Annotated in this window: 15 protein-coding genes; 2 read left to right on the top strand and 13 right to left on the bottom strand. The window is 39.8% G+C overall.

What is annotated here, in order from left to right; genetic code table 11:
• The 11 genes from proB to SB49_RS09815 all read right to left on the bottom strand — a co-directional run bounded on the left by proB (position 1) and on the right by SB49_RS09815 (position 12453).
• On the bottom strand, positions 1-762 hold the full coding sequence (gene proB, locus SB49_RS09865; protein ID WP_062056129.1) for a glutamate 5-kinase: 762 nt from the start codon (positions 760-762) through the stop codon (positions 1-3).
• A 63-nt stretch (positions 763-825) separates the two neighbouring features.
• Positions 826-1950, bottom strand: a complete 1125-nt coding sequence (locus SB49_RS09860) for an aspartate aminotransferase family protein (RefSeq protein WP_062056127.1) — start codon at positions 1948-1950, stop codon at positions 826-828.
• Positions 1951-1952: 2 nt separating this feature from the next.
• A complete protein-coding gene (gene proC / locus SB49_RS09855; protein ID WP_062056125.1) occupies positions 1953-2750 on the bottom strand; it encodes a pyrroline-5-carboxylate reductase in 798 nt (265 codons plus the stop codon).
• Between the two features lie 49 nt (positions 2751-2799).
• Positions 2800-3774 carry an N-acetyl-gamma-glutamyl-phosphate reductase gene (gene argC / locus SB49_RS09850; protein ID WP_062056123.1) on the bottom strand — a complete coding sequence of 325 codons (975 nt, stop codon included), beginning with the start codon at positions 3772-3774 and terminating at the stop codon, positions 2800-2802.
• Positions 3767-4957: an argininosuccinate synthase gene (locus SB49_RS09845; RefSeq protein WP_062056121.1), complete on the bottom strand. Its 1191-nt coding sequence runs from the start codon at positions 4955-4957 to the stop codon at positions 3767-3769. Before SB49_RS09845 ends, argC begins: the two co-directional genes overlap by 8 nt.
• A complete protein-coding gene (locus tag SB49_RS09840; RefSeq protein WP_062056119.1) occupies positions 4954-5571 on the bottom strand; it encodes a GNAT family N-acetyltransferase in 618 nt (205 codons plus the stop codon). The genes SB49_RS09845 and SB49_RS09840 overlap by 4 nt, the downstream gene beginning before the upstream one ends.
• A gap of 217 nt (positions 5572-5788) precedes the next feature.
• Positions 5789-7138, bottom strand: a complete 1350-nt coding sequence (locus SB49_RS09835) for a glycosyltransferase 87 family protein (RefSeq protein WP_062056117.1) — start codon at positions 7136-7138, stop codon at positions 5789-5791.
• Positions 7139-7140: 2 nt separating this feature from the next.
• Positions 7141-8625 (bottom strand): cellulose synthase family protein, encoded by a 1485-nt coding sequence (locus SB49_RS09830; protein ID WP_062056115.1) that lies wholly within the window; start codon positions 8623-8625, stop codon positions 7141-7143.
• Between the two features lie 34 nt (positions 8626-8659).
• Positions 8660-9349 (bottom strand): glycosyltransferase family 2 protein, encoded by a 690-nt coding sequence (locus SB49_RS09825; RefSeq protein ID WP_062056113.1) that lies wholly within the window; start codon positions 9347-9349, stop codon positions 8660-8662.
• 152 nt (positions 9350-9501) lie between these two features.
• Positions 9502-11094: a 4Fe-4S binding protein gene (locus tag SB49_RS09820; protein ID WP_062056111.1), complete on the bottom strand. Its 1593-nt coding sequence runs from the start codon at positions 11092-11094 to the stop codon at positions 9502-9504.
• Positions 11095-11106: 12 nt separating this feature from the next.
• Entirely contained in the window at positions 11107-12453 is a 1347-nt protein-coding gene (locus tag SB49_RS09815) for an NAD(P)/FAD-dependent oxidoreductase (RefSeq protein ID WP_062056109.1), read from the bottom strand.
• A gap of 170 nt (positions 12454-12623) precedes the next feature.
• Between SB49_RS09815 and SB49_RS09810 the strand changes: the two genes are divergently transcribed.
• Together SB49_RS09810 and SB49_RS09805 are read left to right on the top strand one after the other, a co-directional pair.
• Positions 12624-13625 (top strand): glycoside hydrolase family 113, encoded by a 1002-nt coding sequence (locus SB49_RS09810; protein ID WP_062059080.1) that lies wholly within the window; start codon positions 12624-12626, stop codon positions 13623-13625.
• Positions 13626-13700: 75 nt separating this feature from the next.
• The gene (locus tag SB49_RS09805; protein ID WP_062056107.1) at positions 13701-14741 is read left to right on the top strand and encodes an N-acetylmuramoyl-L-alanine amidase family protein; all 1041 of its coding nucleotides are present in this window, start codon (positions 13701-13703) and stop codon (positions 14739-14741) included.
• Between the two features lie 5 nt (positions 14742-14746).
• Here the strand turns inward: SB49_RS09805 and SB49_RS09800 are convergent, their stop codons facing one another.
• Both SB49_RS09800 and SB49_RS09795 read right to left on the bottom strand, forming a co-directional pair.
• On the bottom strand, positions 14747-15454 hold the full coding sequence (locus SB49_RS09800; protein ID WP_062056105.1) for a TIGR04283 family arsenosugar biosynthesis glycosyltransferase: 708 nt from the start codon (positions 15452-15454) through the stop codon (positions 14747-14749).
• Positions 15441-16184, bottom strand: a complete 744-nt coding sequence (locus tag SB49_RS09795) for a DUF547 domain-containing protein (protein WP_062056103.1) — start codon at positions 16182-16184, stop codon at positions 15441-15443. Before SB49_RS09795 ends, SB49_RS09800 begins: the two co-directional genes overlap by 14 nt.
• Position 16185 lies beyond the last annotated feature (1 nt).

Genomic DNA, 16185 nt, shown 5'->3' with positions numbered 1-16185 from the left:
TTATTTTATTTTGGTAAAGTTGCTCTGGTTGTTCAGAGCATCTATTATGAAATTATCTTTTAGGCCATTAACGACCCATGTTTCTATTTTGGCCTCGTTGGCGATCGTGGCAGCTTCAATCTTTGACTGCATGCCACCTGTTCCCCTGGAGGATTTGGTGCCACTTACCTCCCATTGTAGTTCCTCAAGGTTATGTACCGTCTTTATCGTTTCAGGATTGTTGTTTTCTATGGACTCTTTTGTATAAATGCCATCTGTGTTTGTGGCTATAATGAGAAGGTCCACTTTTATGAGGGCAGCCGTTAGTGCTGCCAACTTATCATTATCACCAAACTGTATTTCGTCCGTGGCTACCGTATCATTTTCATTAATGATTGGGATAAAGTTGTTGGCCACTAGGACATTAATGGTATTGCATATATTTACCTTGGAGGCCTCCTTTTCAAAATCTGAATATGACAATAGGCATTGAGAGGTCAATAACCCCAATTCCCTAAAATTTTCCTGAAAAATACGCATCAAATGAGGTTGACCTATAGCGGCCAATGCCTGCTTTACATTGATTTCGGCCCCATTATGCTCCAATTTCACGAACTGTCTTGCAGCGGCAATGGCGCCAGAACTTACGATAATAAATTCGTATTTATCCTTTAACGTTGCAATCTGACGGGCAATATCCTCAATTTTTCCTCTGGAAATCTGGTCGGTTTCCTTGGTAAGGGTATTGGTGCCAACTTTTAGTAAGATGCGTTTTTTATTCATGTTGCTGTAACTGTACTCCAAAGCTGCGCTAGTTTAAAAAGGCAGTTCAGGGGAAACCTATTCCTATAATTCCGTTTGAAGGGCTTCAAAAAATAGATCGATATGTTTTTTAGTAATGTTCAAAGCAGGGAGAATTCTCAAAACACGTTTATCCTTAGCTCCTCCCGTAAATAAGTGTTGGTTGTAAATTAATTTCTTCCGCAGTTCGGAAACATCAAAATCGAACTCCAAGCCTATCATAAGGCCTCTTCCCTTTACCCGCCTTACTTCTGGTATTTTTGCTGCCTTGGAAATGAAATATTCATATAGTTTGTTGGCATTTTCAATGAGGAATTCCTGTTCAATAACTTCCAACACCGCCAATGCTGCCGCACAAGCCAAATGATTCCCTCCAAAGGTAGTGCCCAACAAGCCATAGGAAGCTTTGATGCTATCGTGTATCAAAACACCACCGATAGGAAAACCGTTGCCCATGCCTTTTGCAATTGTTATGATATCTGGATGGATGTCGTGATGCTGGAAGGCGAAGAACTTACCGCTTCTTCCATACCCCGACTGCACCTCATCTGCAATGAGCAGTGCATGGTGTTCCTTACAAAGTTTGGCGATTTCTTGGTAAAATTCAGTAGAGGGCTCGTCCAATCCCCCTACACCTTGAATGGCTTCCAAAATAACGGCGCATACGTCCCCTTTTTCAATTTCCTTGGTAAAGGCCTTTATGTCGTCAAAAGGAAGGAAAGTGACCTTCTGTTGTTGGTTGATTGGTGCATTGATTTTTAAGTCGTCCGTTGCTGCAACTGCAGCTGAGGTCCTCCCATGGAAGCTGTTTTGGAATGCTAATACCCTCGACTTTCCAGTTTGAAAGGAGGCTAATTTTAGGGCATTTTCATTGGCTTCAGCCCCAGAATTGCATAAAAATAGATTGTAATCCTCGCAATTTGAAAGTTTCCCTAATTTTTCGGCCAATTCACATTGCAGCGGATTTTGGATCGCATTGCTATAAAACCCAATTTGGTCCAATTGCTCCTTAATACGCCTAACATAGTGCGGATGGGAGTGGCCAATAGATATAACGGCGTGTCCTCCGTAAAAGTCAAGGTATTTCTGACCCTTATCATCGATGACAACAATACCTTTAGCGGAAACAGGGGTTACGTTATATAATGGGTATACATCAAATAGGTTCATTGTTATTCTTTTTTAATTTGATTGATCTTTTCATAGGAGGCCACGATACCCTGAATTAAGGAAGAGCTTAATCCTTGGTGTTCCATTTCATTCAATCCTTGGATGGTACATCCTCTTGGGGTGGTCACCTTATCAATTTCTTCTTCGGGATGATTGCCCGAGGCGATCAATAATTGGGCAGCCCCATTGCAGGTATGCATAGCCAGTTCCTGTGCTTCTTTGGCATCAAATCCAAGTTGAATGGCACCTTGGGTGGTAGCCCTGATAAGGCGCATCCAAAAGGCTATCCCACTGGCGCAAATGACCGTGGCTGCCTGCATTTGATTTTCCGGAATGATCATAGAATGGCCCATTTTATTGAAAATTGTCCTGGCCAGTTCAATTTTTCCCTGACCCTTTTCATTGGCGCAGATGCAGGTCATGGACTGGCCTACTGAAATTGCCGTATTGGGCATGCTTCGGATAATGTTGTTATTCTTTCCTATAACTTTTTCTATTCGTTCTATGCTAAATCCGGTAATCGTGGAAATAATGATATGGTTGTCCGCTAAATAGTCTTTTAGCTGTTCTAGAATGTTTTCAAAATGTACGGGTTGCACGGCAAAAATTAAAATATCCGAATTTTTAAGTGCTTCCTTGTTGTCCATGGTCACAGTGACATTGCCATACGACTCCAGAGCTTTTATCGGGCTTATATCTCTTTTGGTGAGGTATATGGAGGCGATCCCGTCATTTGTATTCAATAATCCTTTGGCTATGGACAAACCCAAGTTTCCCGCCCCTAGTATGGCTATTTTCATTTTGTTTTGTTTATTCGTTATTGTTCACAAAAAGGCAACGATCAATAATTTAAAATACTCCTGCTTTTAATTGTAGTCCTTCCGTTTCCTCAAACTTAAACATCAGGTTCATGTTTTGTACGGCCTGCCCTGACGCACCTTTTAATAAATTATCTATGGCAGAGGTGACCAACAACACTCCGTTGTGCTTGTGCAGATGGATATGGCAATGATTGGTGTTCACTATCTGTTTCAGACAAATTTCCTCGTCAGAGACTTGCGTAAATTTAGCATCGGCATAAAAGTCCTTAAACAGGCTTTTAGCGTCTTCTAAAGACCCATTATAGTTGGTGTAGGCTGTGGCAAAGATGCCGCGGGTGAAATTACCACGACTGGGCAAAAAGAATAGCTCCCCAGCATTGGATTGGAGGGAATGTAAACTTTCATTTATTTCTCCCAGATGTTGGTGGGTAAAGGGTTTGTACCAGGAAATGTTGTTGGTTCTCCAACTAAAATGAGAAGTCGCGGATAAAACAACACCTGCTCCAGTACTGCCCGTGACAGCATTGATGTGCACAGGATTGTCAAGGGCGCCAGCTTTCGCCAAAGGCAATAGTGCCAATTGTATGGCAGTTGCGAAACACCCTGGATTAGCAATATAATTTGCCTTTTTAATGGCTTCTTTGTTCAGTTCTGGTAGCCCATAGACAAAATCCTTGCCTTTGAATTGGGCATCTGCTGCTAGTCTGAAGTCATTACTCAGGTCAATAATTTTCGTATTGGCAGAAAACTGGTGTTCATTCAAAAAAGAGGTAGAATTACCATGGCCCAAACAAAGAAAGACCACATCCACCGTTAAGTTAACCTCATCGGTAAACTTTATATCCGTCACCCCCAATAGATCGGGATGTGCCGTTGATGCCTTTTTTCCTGCCCTGGTTGTACTGTATATAAAATCGATACTTACCTTGGAATGGTTCAGTAGAATTCGTATCAGTTCTCCCCCGGTATATCCTGAACCTCCAATTATTCCTGCTTTAATCATAACTATTGTTGACGTGATTATATATTTTTCCGGCGTTGGAAAGTATTTTGATGAACCCTTTTGCATCGTCCGCGGTCCAACCCTTGTTCATTTCCCCATAGCTCCCGAAAGAGGCATTCATCAGGTCGTGCTTGGAGTCAATTCCATTGAGTTGAAAACGGTAAGGGTGAAGGCTAACAAACACGTCACCAGAAACATTCTTCTGTGTATCGGTTAGAAACACCTCAATATTTCTCATTACCTCATCCAAATAATTTCCTTCGTGTAGGAGCATTCCATAGAAATTTCCTTGCTGTTCCTTCTGGAATTGCTGCCACTTGCTCAAGGTATGTTTTTCCAACAAGTGGTGGGCTTTTATTATGATAAGGGAAGCAGGGGCTTCAAACCCAACTCTTCCTTTGATACCTATGATGGTATCCCCTACGTGGATATCCCTTCCAATGGCATACTTAGAGGCCAAAGCGTCCAAGGCAATAATATTATTCACGGGAGTGTTCTCCTTGCCGTCGATGGCTATAAGTTCTCCTCTCTTAAAAGTGAGTTTAATAGCTGTCGGTTCTGTTTCTTGTAACTGACTGGGATAGGCAGTATCCGGTAGGGCCGAATGTGACGTTAAAGTTTCTTCGCCGCCTACAGAAGTGCCCCATAGGCCCCTATTGATGGAGTATTTGGCTTTTTCCCAAGAATAATCCACCCCATTTTCTTTAAGGTAGGCTATTTCAGCTTCCCTCGATAGTTTGTTGTCCCTGATGGGGGTGATGATCTCAATTTCCGGGGCAATGATCTGAAAAATCATATCAAATCTTACCTGATCATTTCCTGCTCCAGTACTACCATGGGCAATGTAAGCTGCGCCTACTTTTTTAGCATGGTTCACTATTTCTATGGCCTGAACAATACGCTCAGCGCTTACCGACAGGGGATAGGTATTATTTTTTAGGACATTGCCAAAGATCAAGTATTTGACCACTTTATCATAAAAGGTCTGCACGGCATCAATGGAGGTATAGGTTGAGGCTCCCAATTGTAATGCTTTTTCTTGGATGCTGGCTATTTCTTCCTGCGAGAATCCTCCTGTATTCACGCTCACCGCGTGCACTTCAAACCCTTTGTCCTTGGATAGATATTTTGCACAATAAGATGTGTCCAGTCCACCACTATAGGCTAATACTAATTTTTTCATTTTTCTTTCTTTTTAAGGAGCAAATGCTCCTTGATACTCTTTAATCTTGTAAATGCTTTTGTATTTAAATTGCTATTCTCCACTTTTTTCTTTGCGTGTGGATCATATAACATGCCCGTACACAAGCACATTTTTGTTTCCGTCCGGGTCAGAATATCAAAATTCTTGCAAGTTTGGCAGCCTTTCCAAAATTCTGGATCGTCAGTAAGTTCCGAAAATGTAACGGGCTTATAGCCCAGCTCGTAATTCATTTTCATTACGGCCAACCCAGTGGTAATACCGAATATTTTGGCTTCCGGAAACTTTTTTCTGGAAAGGTCAAAAACGGCTTTCTTGATCTGTTTGGCAAGGCCTTGCCCTCTGTAATCGGGATGGACGATTAATCCTGAATTGGCGACAAATTTTTCATGGCCCCATACTTCTATATAGCAGAAGCCGGCAAATTTGTCCCCGTCCAAGGCTAAAACGGCATTGCCATTTTTCAACCTCTTCTCAATATATTCCGTAGTTCGTTTTGCAATACCAGTGCCGCGCACTTTGGCGGACTCCTCTATGGTATCACAGATAATCTGGGAATATTTAAAATATGATTCGTTAGCAATAACAATCTTCATTGAATGTTGCTTTAGGATTAAATAAAATAATGATTTTTTTCGAGAGTTGGAAATGGACTCACCTATTTCCATGATAGAAGTGCACCCTTACGGGCGACGACGTGTAGGCGTAAATGAATAAACGGGAAAAGAAGCCCGATTATGAATAAGTATATGTGTTGTTACCTTCATTACAAAACAAATGTACCAATTAAAATGAATTAGGGGCAAAACATGATTAATTTTTACAAAATAACAGGTTTTTGTTATTTAGGGTCATCAATTCATAGATTAAGAAACCATATACTAGGATATATTCAATGCTGAGAATCAAAAGGTTCTCCTCAAATTGGCTATTGGAATAGGCCCAATAGCTTAATGTGACGGTAAAGGACCAAACTAGGGGAAACCTAAATTCTGTAAAAATCGCCAAAATGACCAAGAAGATGATGTACCATGGATGGACCGTTGTGGCCAAAAAATAATAGCAACTTAAAATCCATAACATAGAAACCATCAGACTGGATGTGTTTTTATTATTGCGTAAAAAAGTAAAAAGAAGGACCAATGCGATAATTATGAAGGGAATAATTTTCCCAAATGCCTTTATCATTTCGTAGGCAGGGATATCAAACTGTTGCCCAACGTATTTTATGATGTTATAAATACTTGCATTAAATTCAAAATTGGAGAACCAAAGCCCTATGGTTGCCGAATAATGGGCGATGAAATCCATTGTGAAAAAAGGAAACGTAAATACTAGTACGGTAATTCCAATGAGGGAATAAAAGGCCAAACTTTTTTTGATACCGTAATGTTTTAGGAATAGGGGAAGGAAGATAAGGGGTACAAGTTTTGTCAAAATGGCAAAAGCATAAAATACACCTCCCCATTGCCATTTTTTCTTTGCTGTAAAATAAAGGGCAACCATAAAGAAAAATAACATGACTCCTTCAAAATGAAGATTGCCTGTAAGTTCTATGATGACCAAAGGATTTAAAAAATACCAGAAAATCAAATAGGAAGATCTGTTGAGATGCTTCAATAACTTTATACCAAAGTATAGGATACCTAGATCAGCAAATATTATAATTGAGCGCATTACAATAATGCTACCTAGAATTGACTTCCCACCTAATGCAGCGGAAATTGCAAATAGCAGTTGGTTAAGAGGGGGGTAATTGGAAAAATGTTTTGCGCTTAATTCTCCCATTCCCATATGCAATTCTTGTGCATTGGCAATGACGAGATTCCCTTGTGACATTAAGTCGTTTGGTGTAAACAGATAGGGATTGAAGCCCTGTCTGACCAATTCCCCATCCCATATAAAACGAAAGAAATCTTGGGAAAGATTGGGTGAGACCATAAAAAAGACCAAACGAAAAAGAACGCCGGCAACCAATAGAAATTTAAAATTCCACTTCTCAAATTGTATGATTTTATAACACAAAAAAAATAACCCTAGGGATAGGGTTATTAGTTTTATAATATCTGACCGGTCCAGGTCATAAGCAAAACTCGCATAGAATCCGATGCTGATAAGCACCATAAGGATTGGAAATTTATGAAGTTTCCAATAGGAGGACATGCTTATGCTTTAGCAGTAAGTGAATTGAAAAATACAAATCCGAAACCTAGGAACAACATAAAATGGAATGGGAACAATCCAAAATCGTTCAATGGTATGGCACTGTACATCCCAAACAAGAAATAAATCATAAGCAATGCTTCCAATATCATGTTTGGTGATAATTTTTTAGCCAAGTATTTATTCCCTTTCCAACTATCCGTAAGGTTGTTAATGTTGAATTTTGGCGTTCTTACAAATTCACTTCTTTTTCCCATATGCCCTTCCAAGACTGCCATGGAATTGTGCAAAGAAAAACCTAAAGCTACCGAGAAGAAGGTGAAAAATATTTTTATGTAGTCCACAAAACTATCAAAACTACTGCCCTGTATGCTCTTATAGGTAAACCAATAGCATACGAACAAAATGATGGTACTTACAACAAAGAAGCTTGTTACTTCAAAAATCCACCCCAAATGTCCGTACATATTCTTGATATACAACATTGGTATACTCAAAAACGCTACGATAAAAACACATAGGAACATGGAACTGTTCAACAAGTGCATCACCCCATGGAATTTGGTTTTAAAAGAAATGTTCCTAGAAGTTACAACGCTCAAAACGGTTTTTCTAAAGTTTTCTGCACCTCCCTTGTTCCAACGAAATTGTTGGGAACGAGCTGCGCTGATCACTACAGGAAGTTCTGCAGGAGTTTCCACATCTTCCAAATATTTGAACTTCCAGTTTTTCAATTGTGCCCTATAGCTCAAATCCAAATCTTCAGTTAAGGTATCACCTTCCCAGTTACCGGCATCAAGGATACATTCCTTGCGCCAGATTCCTGCTGTACCATTAAAGTTGATGAAGTGTCCTTTTGCGTTTCTTCCTACTTGTTCCAAGGTAAAGTGGGCATCCAAGGCAAAGGCTTGTATTTTTGTCAAAGTGCTGTAATCCCTGTTGATATGTCCCCAACGGGTCTGTACAACACCAATTTCTTCATCTTTGAAATATATTACGGTTTTTTTCAACCAATCTGCATCGGGTAAAAAGTCGGCATCAAAGATTGCGATAAATTCACCTTTGGCAATTTTAAGACCTTCTTTCAATGCTCCGGCCTTATAACCAGATCTGTTTTCTCTTCTTATATGTGTGATGTCCAATCCAGTTTCCTGAAGAGCGGCAATTCTTCTGGCAGTGTCGTTTACAGAATCATCTGTAGAATCGTCAAGAACCTGAATTTCAAGCTTGCTTGATGGGTATTCAATTTTTGCAATATTCTCCAACAATCGCTCTACAACATACTCTTCATTGTAAATAGGCAATTGAATGGTGACAAATGGAATTTCTTTTGGATCAAGAAGATTGTATTTCGGCGCTTCTTGGTTCTGTCTTTTATACCAAAGATAATTTACAAGAAGGTTTAATTGAGCCAAACTGTAAAAGAAGATTAATACTAGCGCAATGCTGTAGATTGCAATGATAATGTAAGTGATGGTTAGTCCCATTTTAGTTGATAAAGAAAGGTGATTAAGTTGATTTTTATTTTAAACTATATTTAAAAATCCAGCCTAGGATTTTTATGCCTGCAAATATACTACCTTTTACCGTACCTGATACTTTAGATACCCCAATTCTTTTTTTGTAACGAACCGCTACTTCGGTGTATGTAAGTTTCTTACGTAACGCTTTTAGTTGCATTTCCACAGTCCAACCATAGGTCTTGTCCTCCATATCCAGTGCCAATAACTGGTCGTATTTTATGGCTCTGAAGGGTCCTAAATCTGTATATTTTGCCTTAAAAAGCATTTTCATTAGAAAAGTTGCCAGATTATTGCCGAAAATCTGTTGCGGTGTCATAGAACCTTGCTCCCTCAGCTCCTTAACACGCGCCCCGATGACAAAATCTATGTCCTTTTCTATAATAGGTTCAACTACTTTGGTAATTTCTTCCGGGTAATCGGAATAGTCACCGTCGATAAATACGATAATATCAGGTGTTTTGGATCTTTTTGCTATGTAATCCATTCCACATAGACAAGCGTACCCATATCCCCTTCTATTTTCACGTAGTACAGTGGCCCCTGCCTTCTCAGCGTTTATGGCGGTTTGGTCAGTGGAATTATTGTTCACGACAATTATTTCCGATATATATTGAGGTATCTCTTGAATTACTTTCGCAATAGAATCTTCTTCATTAAATGCTGGAATAATTACTATGATGTCTTTCATTATACTTATTTTGGACGGTAATCTGTCCTCCCTTCTATTACTGATTTAGTTTCCTCTATTGTGTAATCCAAATGGCATTGCTTATATTCAAAAAGCGGACAAAAGTAGATAACTTGTAGGCAATGGCAATACAAAAATTATAATGTTTTTTATTATTTCTGATTCACTAAATCCATTAGGTTTACGTCGTTGCCCAATAGGATTTCAGTAGGATTGATGCGTCCTTTTTCAGGTCCATTTTCCAGTTTTAATACCCCACGTGGACAAACGGCAGAACAAATCCCGCAACCTACACAACTAGACCTCACTATGTTTTCTCCCTTCTGTGCGTATGCCCTAACATCTATTCCCATTTCACAATAGGTAGAGCAGTTGCCGCAAGAAATACATTGTCCGCCATTGGTCGTGATTCTGAATCTTGAAAAAAGACGTTGTTGGAACCCAAGGATTGCTGCCATGGGACAACCAAACCTACACCATACCCTATTGCCGAAAATTGGGTAGAAGCCAGTTCCAATTACACCAGAGAAGATACTGCCTATCAAAAATCCGTAGGTTGTTCTTAAGGTTTCCGATTTAAAGAGAAAAACGTTCCCGTCCCCACTGAGGTAGTGAAATCCAATTAAGGCTACTATAATAGTAAAATAGCCTATGGCACCATAGCGGGCATCTTTTTGAAGTTCCTTTCTTTTAAAGAGCATTACCCACCCGAATACAAGGGTTAATATACCTGCCACCCCGAGTAAAAAGGTGTTTTTTGTCAACCAATATTTGCTACTGTCATTTCCTAGGTAAGAGTAAATTACGGCAGTGGTCATTAAGGTTACAAATACAACCACACTATGTACCACCCACCGCTCTATTTTCCAGGCTTTTTGTGTTTTGTCGCTCAAATGTCTAAAGGAATCCCCAGCTGTTTCGGCAAGGCCTCCACATCCACAGACCCATGAGCAATACCAACGTTTTCCATATTTGTAGGTGAGAATTGGGGTAATGACAAAGATGGATAGGATCCCAAAGATGAGCATGGCCAATCCTATATCTCCGGCATCTATCATGCTATTGACCCGGTAACGCTCAAAATTGTAATAGTTAAGGGGCCATATGTTTTTTAGGTCATAGTAGGGTAGTGAAAACGATTCACTGTTCAGTCTAGACATAAATTCAGGAATCAGAAAGGCGAAGGCTGTTTGAAAAAACATAACACTGGAGGTGCGTATCATTTCATACCTGTTGTGTCTGTATTTCCAAATAAACTTAATGCCAAAAGCCAAAATAGCTACCGTATAAAGGGTACCGTATACAAACCATTGACTGGCAGGATTACCACTGAGAAGTTTGCTCAAAGGATCAAAAAAAGCGATGACCCCTGTATTGTCGCCAGATTTTTGCAAACCTAGATATTGAGGATAGAAATAGAGAATTATATAAAAAGCAGTTAGGGCAATACCGGCCATCCAGGCCCAAACCCCTCTACTGGATATGGATTTAAACCAGACCCCATCATTTTTTATTCCTTTTTGGGTATGGGCATAAGCCGCAGCGGAAAACCAAACCACTCCAATAAAAATTGCCAATAGGGATGTGGTCAGCCAAAGTGCTTTATGAGGAAAATTTACATTGAATATGGCCAGTACCAGGATAGTTAGTCCGCCCATTCCCATCAATGTTGCTATTTTTTGGCCCAGGGTCAAGGCTTTTGGAGGTGTGCCGGTCAAGGCCATGTTTTTGTCGTACGTACTCATATGGGGCATAGGTTATGCGTTGAAAAATATTCTTTTTAAACTTTTCTTTTTTAAACCAATGGACGTATTAAACTGTTCATTGTATTTGGCTACGATAGAAGCTTCATAGGTGGTATAGAATTCAGGATCAAAATTAGCATCCCTTAAGTGGGCAATGACATGATTAATAGATTTGCCATCTGTTAACCATCTGTCCACTATTTCGTGTCTCATTCTAATTCCAAAGGTGTTGATCCCTAAAAATTCCTTGGTCTCTTTGTGAAAAGAAATAGTAACGCATGCCTTTTCATCATTATGTCTCCAATGGAAATGTTCCTCATAAGGTTTTCTATTTCGCTCACTAAACACCCACCCATAGGTTTGATATTCAATATCTAAAAATTTGGCAGAATTGAACCAGTGTCCAGGGTTATAAGGTGTAGGGTTGCCACATATTGTCTGGGCAATGGCTTCACCCATCATTCGGCCTGTATACCAAACAGCTTCTACAGGTCTTCTGTGGCCAATGGGTTGGTGTTGTTCTGCACAGTCCCCAATGGCATAGATGTCCTGAATGTTGGTTTCCAACATCCGGTTAACTTTAACCCCCTTGCCCAGGGTAATGCCTGAGTCTTTAAGAAAATCTATATTGGGGGTTACGCCTGCGGTAAGGCCTACAAGGTTGCACTCAATAGTTTCTCCTTTATCTGTAGTGACAGCTTTGGCATGGCCATTTTCATCGGATAGTATTTCTTTTAGGTTTGTGCCTAGTTGTAAATCTATGTGGTGCTCCAAAATATGTTCATTGATCATCTCTGATTCGCCTTGGGGCAGTACGCCGTTCCAAAAGCTATCTTCCCGAACCAAAAATGTAACGGGGATCTTTCTGCTTCGCAACATCTCCGCCAATTCTATTCCTATGAGTCCTCCGCCTACAATTACAGCTCGGGAGCACACCTCATTGTTGGGTGCGTGAACTTCCAGCGCATCGAGATCTTGTTTGGAGTACAATCCCTGTACCCCTTTCAAATCTTGTCCTGGCCATCCAAATTTATTGGGCTTGGAGCCGGTTGCGATGATCAATTTATCGTATGCTATGGATTTAGAACTGGCTAGTTCAATTTTTTTCGATGTATGGTCCACCTTGGTTACAAAGCCATTAACCAGGTCTATTCTATTTTTGGCCCAAAAGCCATCTTCATATGGTTTAATATGTTCAAACTGCATGTGTCCCATATACACATACATCAGGGCAGTACGGGCAAAGAAGTGGTCTGTTTCAGCAGAGACTATGGTTATTTTTTTGTCAGAAAGCTTGCGAATATGTCTGGCAGCGGTAATCCCTGCTATTCCATTGCCAATAATAACGATATGTTCCATATGAAGAATCGGTTGTTGTTGCTTAAGTCGTGCTTAAATATAAGAACTTAATGCGCGTACTTAATGTATAAGTAATTTAAATATTGGAAAACCCAAATTCATGTCGCAGGTTTATGTTAATGTATGCGATGTATTGTATGTCAAATCCTAATTTGGTGTATTTTAGTAACATGAAAAAATTGCTCCTCTTTATTTTATTCACCTTGCAACTGTCCTGTATAAGTCAGGATAAGAAAAAAATTAACGGCGTTAGTTTTGTGGCTTCGAGGGAACAGGCCTCCCAGGAACATGTGGAAGCCCTTTTGCGAATCAATGCAGAATCGGCAGCTGTAATGCCCTTTGGTTTTATAAGGGATGTAGCCTCCCCAGAGATTGTTTTTGACACAGAAAGGCAGTGGTTTGGGGAGACCAAGAGAGGAGCAAAACAATATATCGAGTTACTTCATAAAAATGGATTAAGGGTAATGGTCAAGCCCCAAATCTGGATATGGAAAGGGACCTTTACGGGAACCCTAAAAATGAATTCAGAAGAAGATTGGATGGCTTTGGAAGCCTCCTACACAAAATTCATCATGACTTATGCCGAATTGGCACAAGAAACAAAAACGGAATTCTTTTGTATTGGAACGGAATTGGAAAAGTTCATAGAGAACAGGCCGGAATATTGGAACAGCCTTGTTAGAAAAATACGTGCTGTGTATAAAGGTAAACTTACCTATGCGGCGAACTGGGATGAATATGAACGTACCCCATTTTGGGAAGATTTGGATTATATAGGGGTAGATGCTTATTTCCCTTTGTCCGATGAAAAGACCCCTTCAGTGGGACAATTGGTGAATGGTTGGAGGCCATATAAGGAGAAACTCATGACCCTATCCAAAAAATTAGAGAAACCCGTTCTGTTTACTGAATATGGCTATAGAAGTAATGATTATACGGCAAAACGCCCTTGGTTGGTGGATCATAGTAAGGATGACGTAAACCTTGAAGCGCAGGCAAATGCCACGAAGGCTATTTTTGAATCTTTTTGGGCAGAGGACTGGTTCCAAGGAGGCTTTGTTTGGAAATGGTTCATAGATCATAAATCTGCAGGAGGGGGAGGTGACAACAGATTTACCCCTCAGAATAAGCCTGCGGAGGAGATAATCAGATCCTTTTATAAAAATCATTGATCTATTTGAGTATTATAAGCATTCCTTTTTGGAAGTACACCTTATTTTTGATAATATTTGTGTAAAATTAGCATTGTGTACCCCAAAAAATGTAGCCTCTTACTATTGGTTCTGGTCTTATCATCCCTTTCCATTTATGCTCAAAACTCCGTAAAGACCGTAATTGCCGAAAAAGGGGATGGGATTTTTTCCATTCTTAGAAAACAAGGCATGGACCCCATAAAACATTATGGACATTTCGTGGCTTTAAATAAAGATAATCTTCGGGACAGCATTCAGCTCTACGAGGGCCGCAAATATGTGTTGCCACCCTTTGTTGAAGCTGAGGTAGTAGATACCATTCAGAATAAAGCAACAGAAATAAAGAGTATGGGCAAAGAGGCCGAATACTCCATTTTTGGGAAGAAATATGCGCTTGTTCCCAATATGAGTAAGGCCTTGGAAGGCGCTGTTTATTATTTGATTTCCGGTCATGGGGGTCCAGATCCGGGGGCCATTGAGAACTACGAAGGAAAAATTATTGCAGAAGATGAATATGCCTATGATATCACATTGCGTTTGGCGAGAGAATTAATGTCACAAGGAGCAAAGGTTTATATCATCATACGCGACCCCAATGACGGAATTAGGGATGAACGTATTCTGGAAATAGATAGGGATGAGGTTACCTATCCCAATCTCGAAATACCGCTAAATCAATTGGCCAGACTAAAGCAAAGGGTAGATGCTGTAAATATGTTATACGCGGAAAATAAGGGAAAATATCAGCGACTTATCGTTACACATGTGGATAGTCGCAGTAAGGGACAGAACATCGATGTTTTCTTTTATCACCATGAGAACAGTAAGAATGGTAAGAGATTTGCGGAGAACATACATACAACTTTTCAGAATAAGTATCAGAAATATCAACCCAATAGGGAGTATTCAGGAACTTTTGAGGATCGTACCAATCTGTACCTAGTTAAAAAGACACACCCGGCAATGGTATATATTGAAATTGGGAACATAAAAAATACCAAAGACCAAAGGAGGATATTAGATCCTGATAATAGACAAGCTTTGGCAAAATGGATTTCAGAAGGAGTTCTCTTGGATTATCAGACTAGAAACTAGTAAACTTAGGTCAATATGTTTTTTTTGTAATATCTGTAAAGACGCTCCGGACCGGCACCCATTAGTTTTATAAAATGGATGACGCCAAAATGATACTGCAACCTAATAGTGCCATTCTTATTATATTTTCTTGCTGAAGTTAGTACCGTTTGGGGCAATACTTTAAAGTCCCCTAATTTATATAAGCGACCTATAAACTCGGTGTCCTCATAAATTATATAGGATTCATTATATCCTTCGGACCTTTCCCATAATTTCTTGGTGATGAAAAGGGATTGGTCGCCACCACGACAAACTTTTATGTTGATCCGAGTAAGCCATCCTGAAGCTCTTAGGAGCCAGCTGTTAGAGTCGAATTTCATGCGAAAGCAACCAGCAGGATTCCCAAAGGCAACTGCATTGACAATATGGGTGTCAAAATCTTTAGGAGGAAAGGTGTCTGCGTGTAAAAAGTAAAATATGGATCCAGTTGCCTTTTTGGTTCCTTTGTTCATCTGTTTGGCCCGTCCTTTTTCAGAATGTACCAGGGTGGCACCAAATTCTTTTGCAATGGCTGGAGTGTTGTCTGTGCTGCCCCCATCAACTATAATGATTTCCTTAACGTGATCTTTATTGCAGATGTCATTTAGGTATTTCAATACGTGAGCAATATGTTCCGCTTCGTTGAGAACTGGTATTATGATACTTATCTTAAGGGAATCATTTTGATGCATTGAGGCTCCAATCGTAGTTGATAAATTCTATTCTGGTCTCCCTTGTTATTTTAATCTTTGAATATTGATTGATGTAGTCAGTCAATGAGACCTCATCAGTAAAGTCTTTTTTGTACCATTTAAAGATTTGGGACAACATGGCTTTCTCCTTCGTGATGACATTCCTTTTGGGATCGTTCACAAAGTTTCTTGCTGATTTTTCCAAAAGGTCTTCCAATTTTTCAACCGTAAACGCCTCGTTCAACAGTTTTGGACAGGAATAGGAAGCGCAATTAATGGCGAAATGGATCCTAGGTTCGTCCATTTTACGTAAAATATTGTGTTCAATATCCCCAAGGGAGAGCTGCTTGTTCCTTATGGTGACTACTTGCCTATTCCAAGGTCCTTTTAGATCCTTGATACTGCCCAATGGATAATTATCTAAAATTAATTTTACGGTAGCCGCATTGTACAAATTGATGTAGTACACTAATTTACTTTCCTTGGTGTCATATTCCGAGACAGGATTTTTGGTCTGTTGCTCTATATATGAATTTAGCAGTCCAATTTCCTTACGGAAGTTTTTGTAATCAACATTGCCCTGATCGTCAACATATTTTTTCAATAGTTTATCCCAGGTCGAGTAGTCAACTTTTTGAAGACTCAAAGGTCCCTCAACAATTGCTGTGGATTTGGCGTGGCCAAAGGCAATTCCAGTAAATACCAGTAGTAGGATGAAGATATGTTTCATG

This window comes from Sediminicola sp. YIK13 (genome assembly GCF_001430825.1).
GTDB lineage: Bacteria > Bacteroidota > Bacteroidia > Flavobacteriales > Flavobacteriaceae > Sediminicola.
The sequence above is the reverse complement of the archived record's forward strand: the minus strand, read 5'-3'. Positions and strand labels throughout refer to the sequence as shown.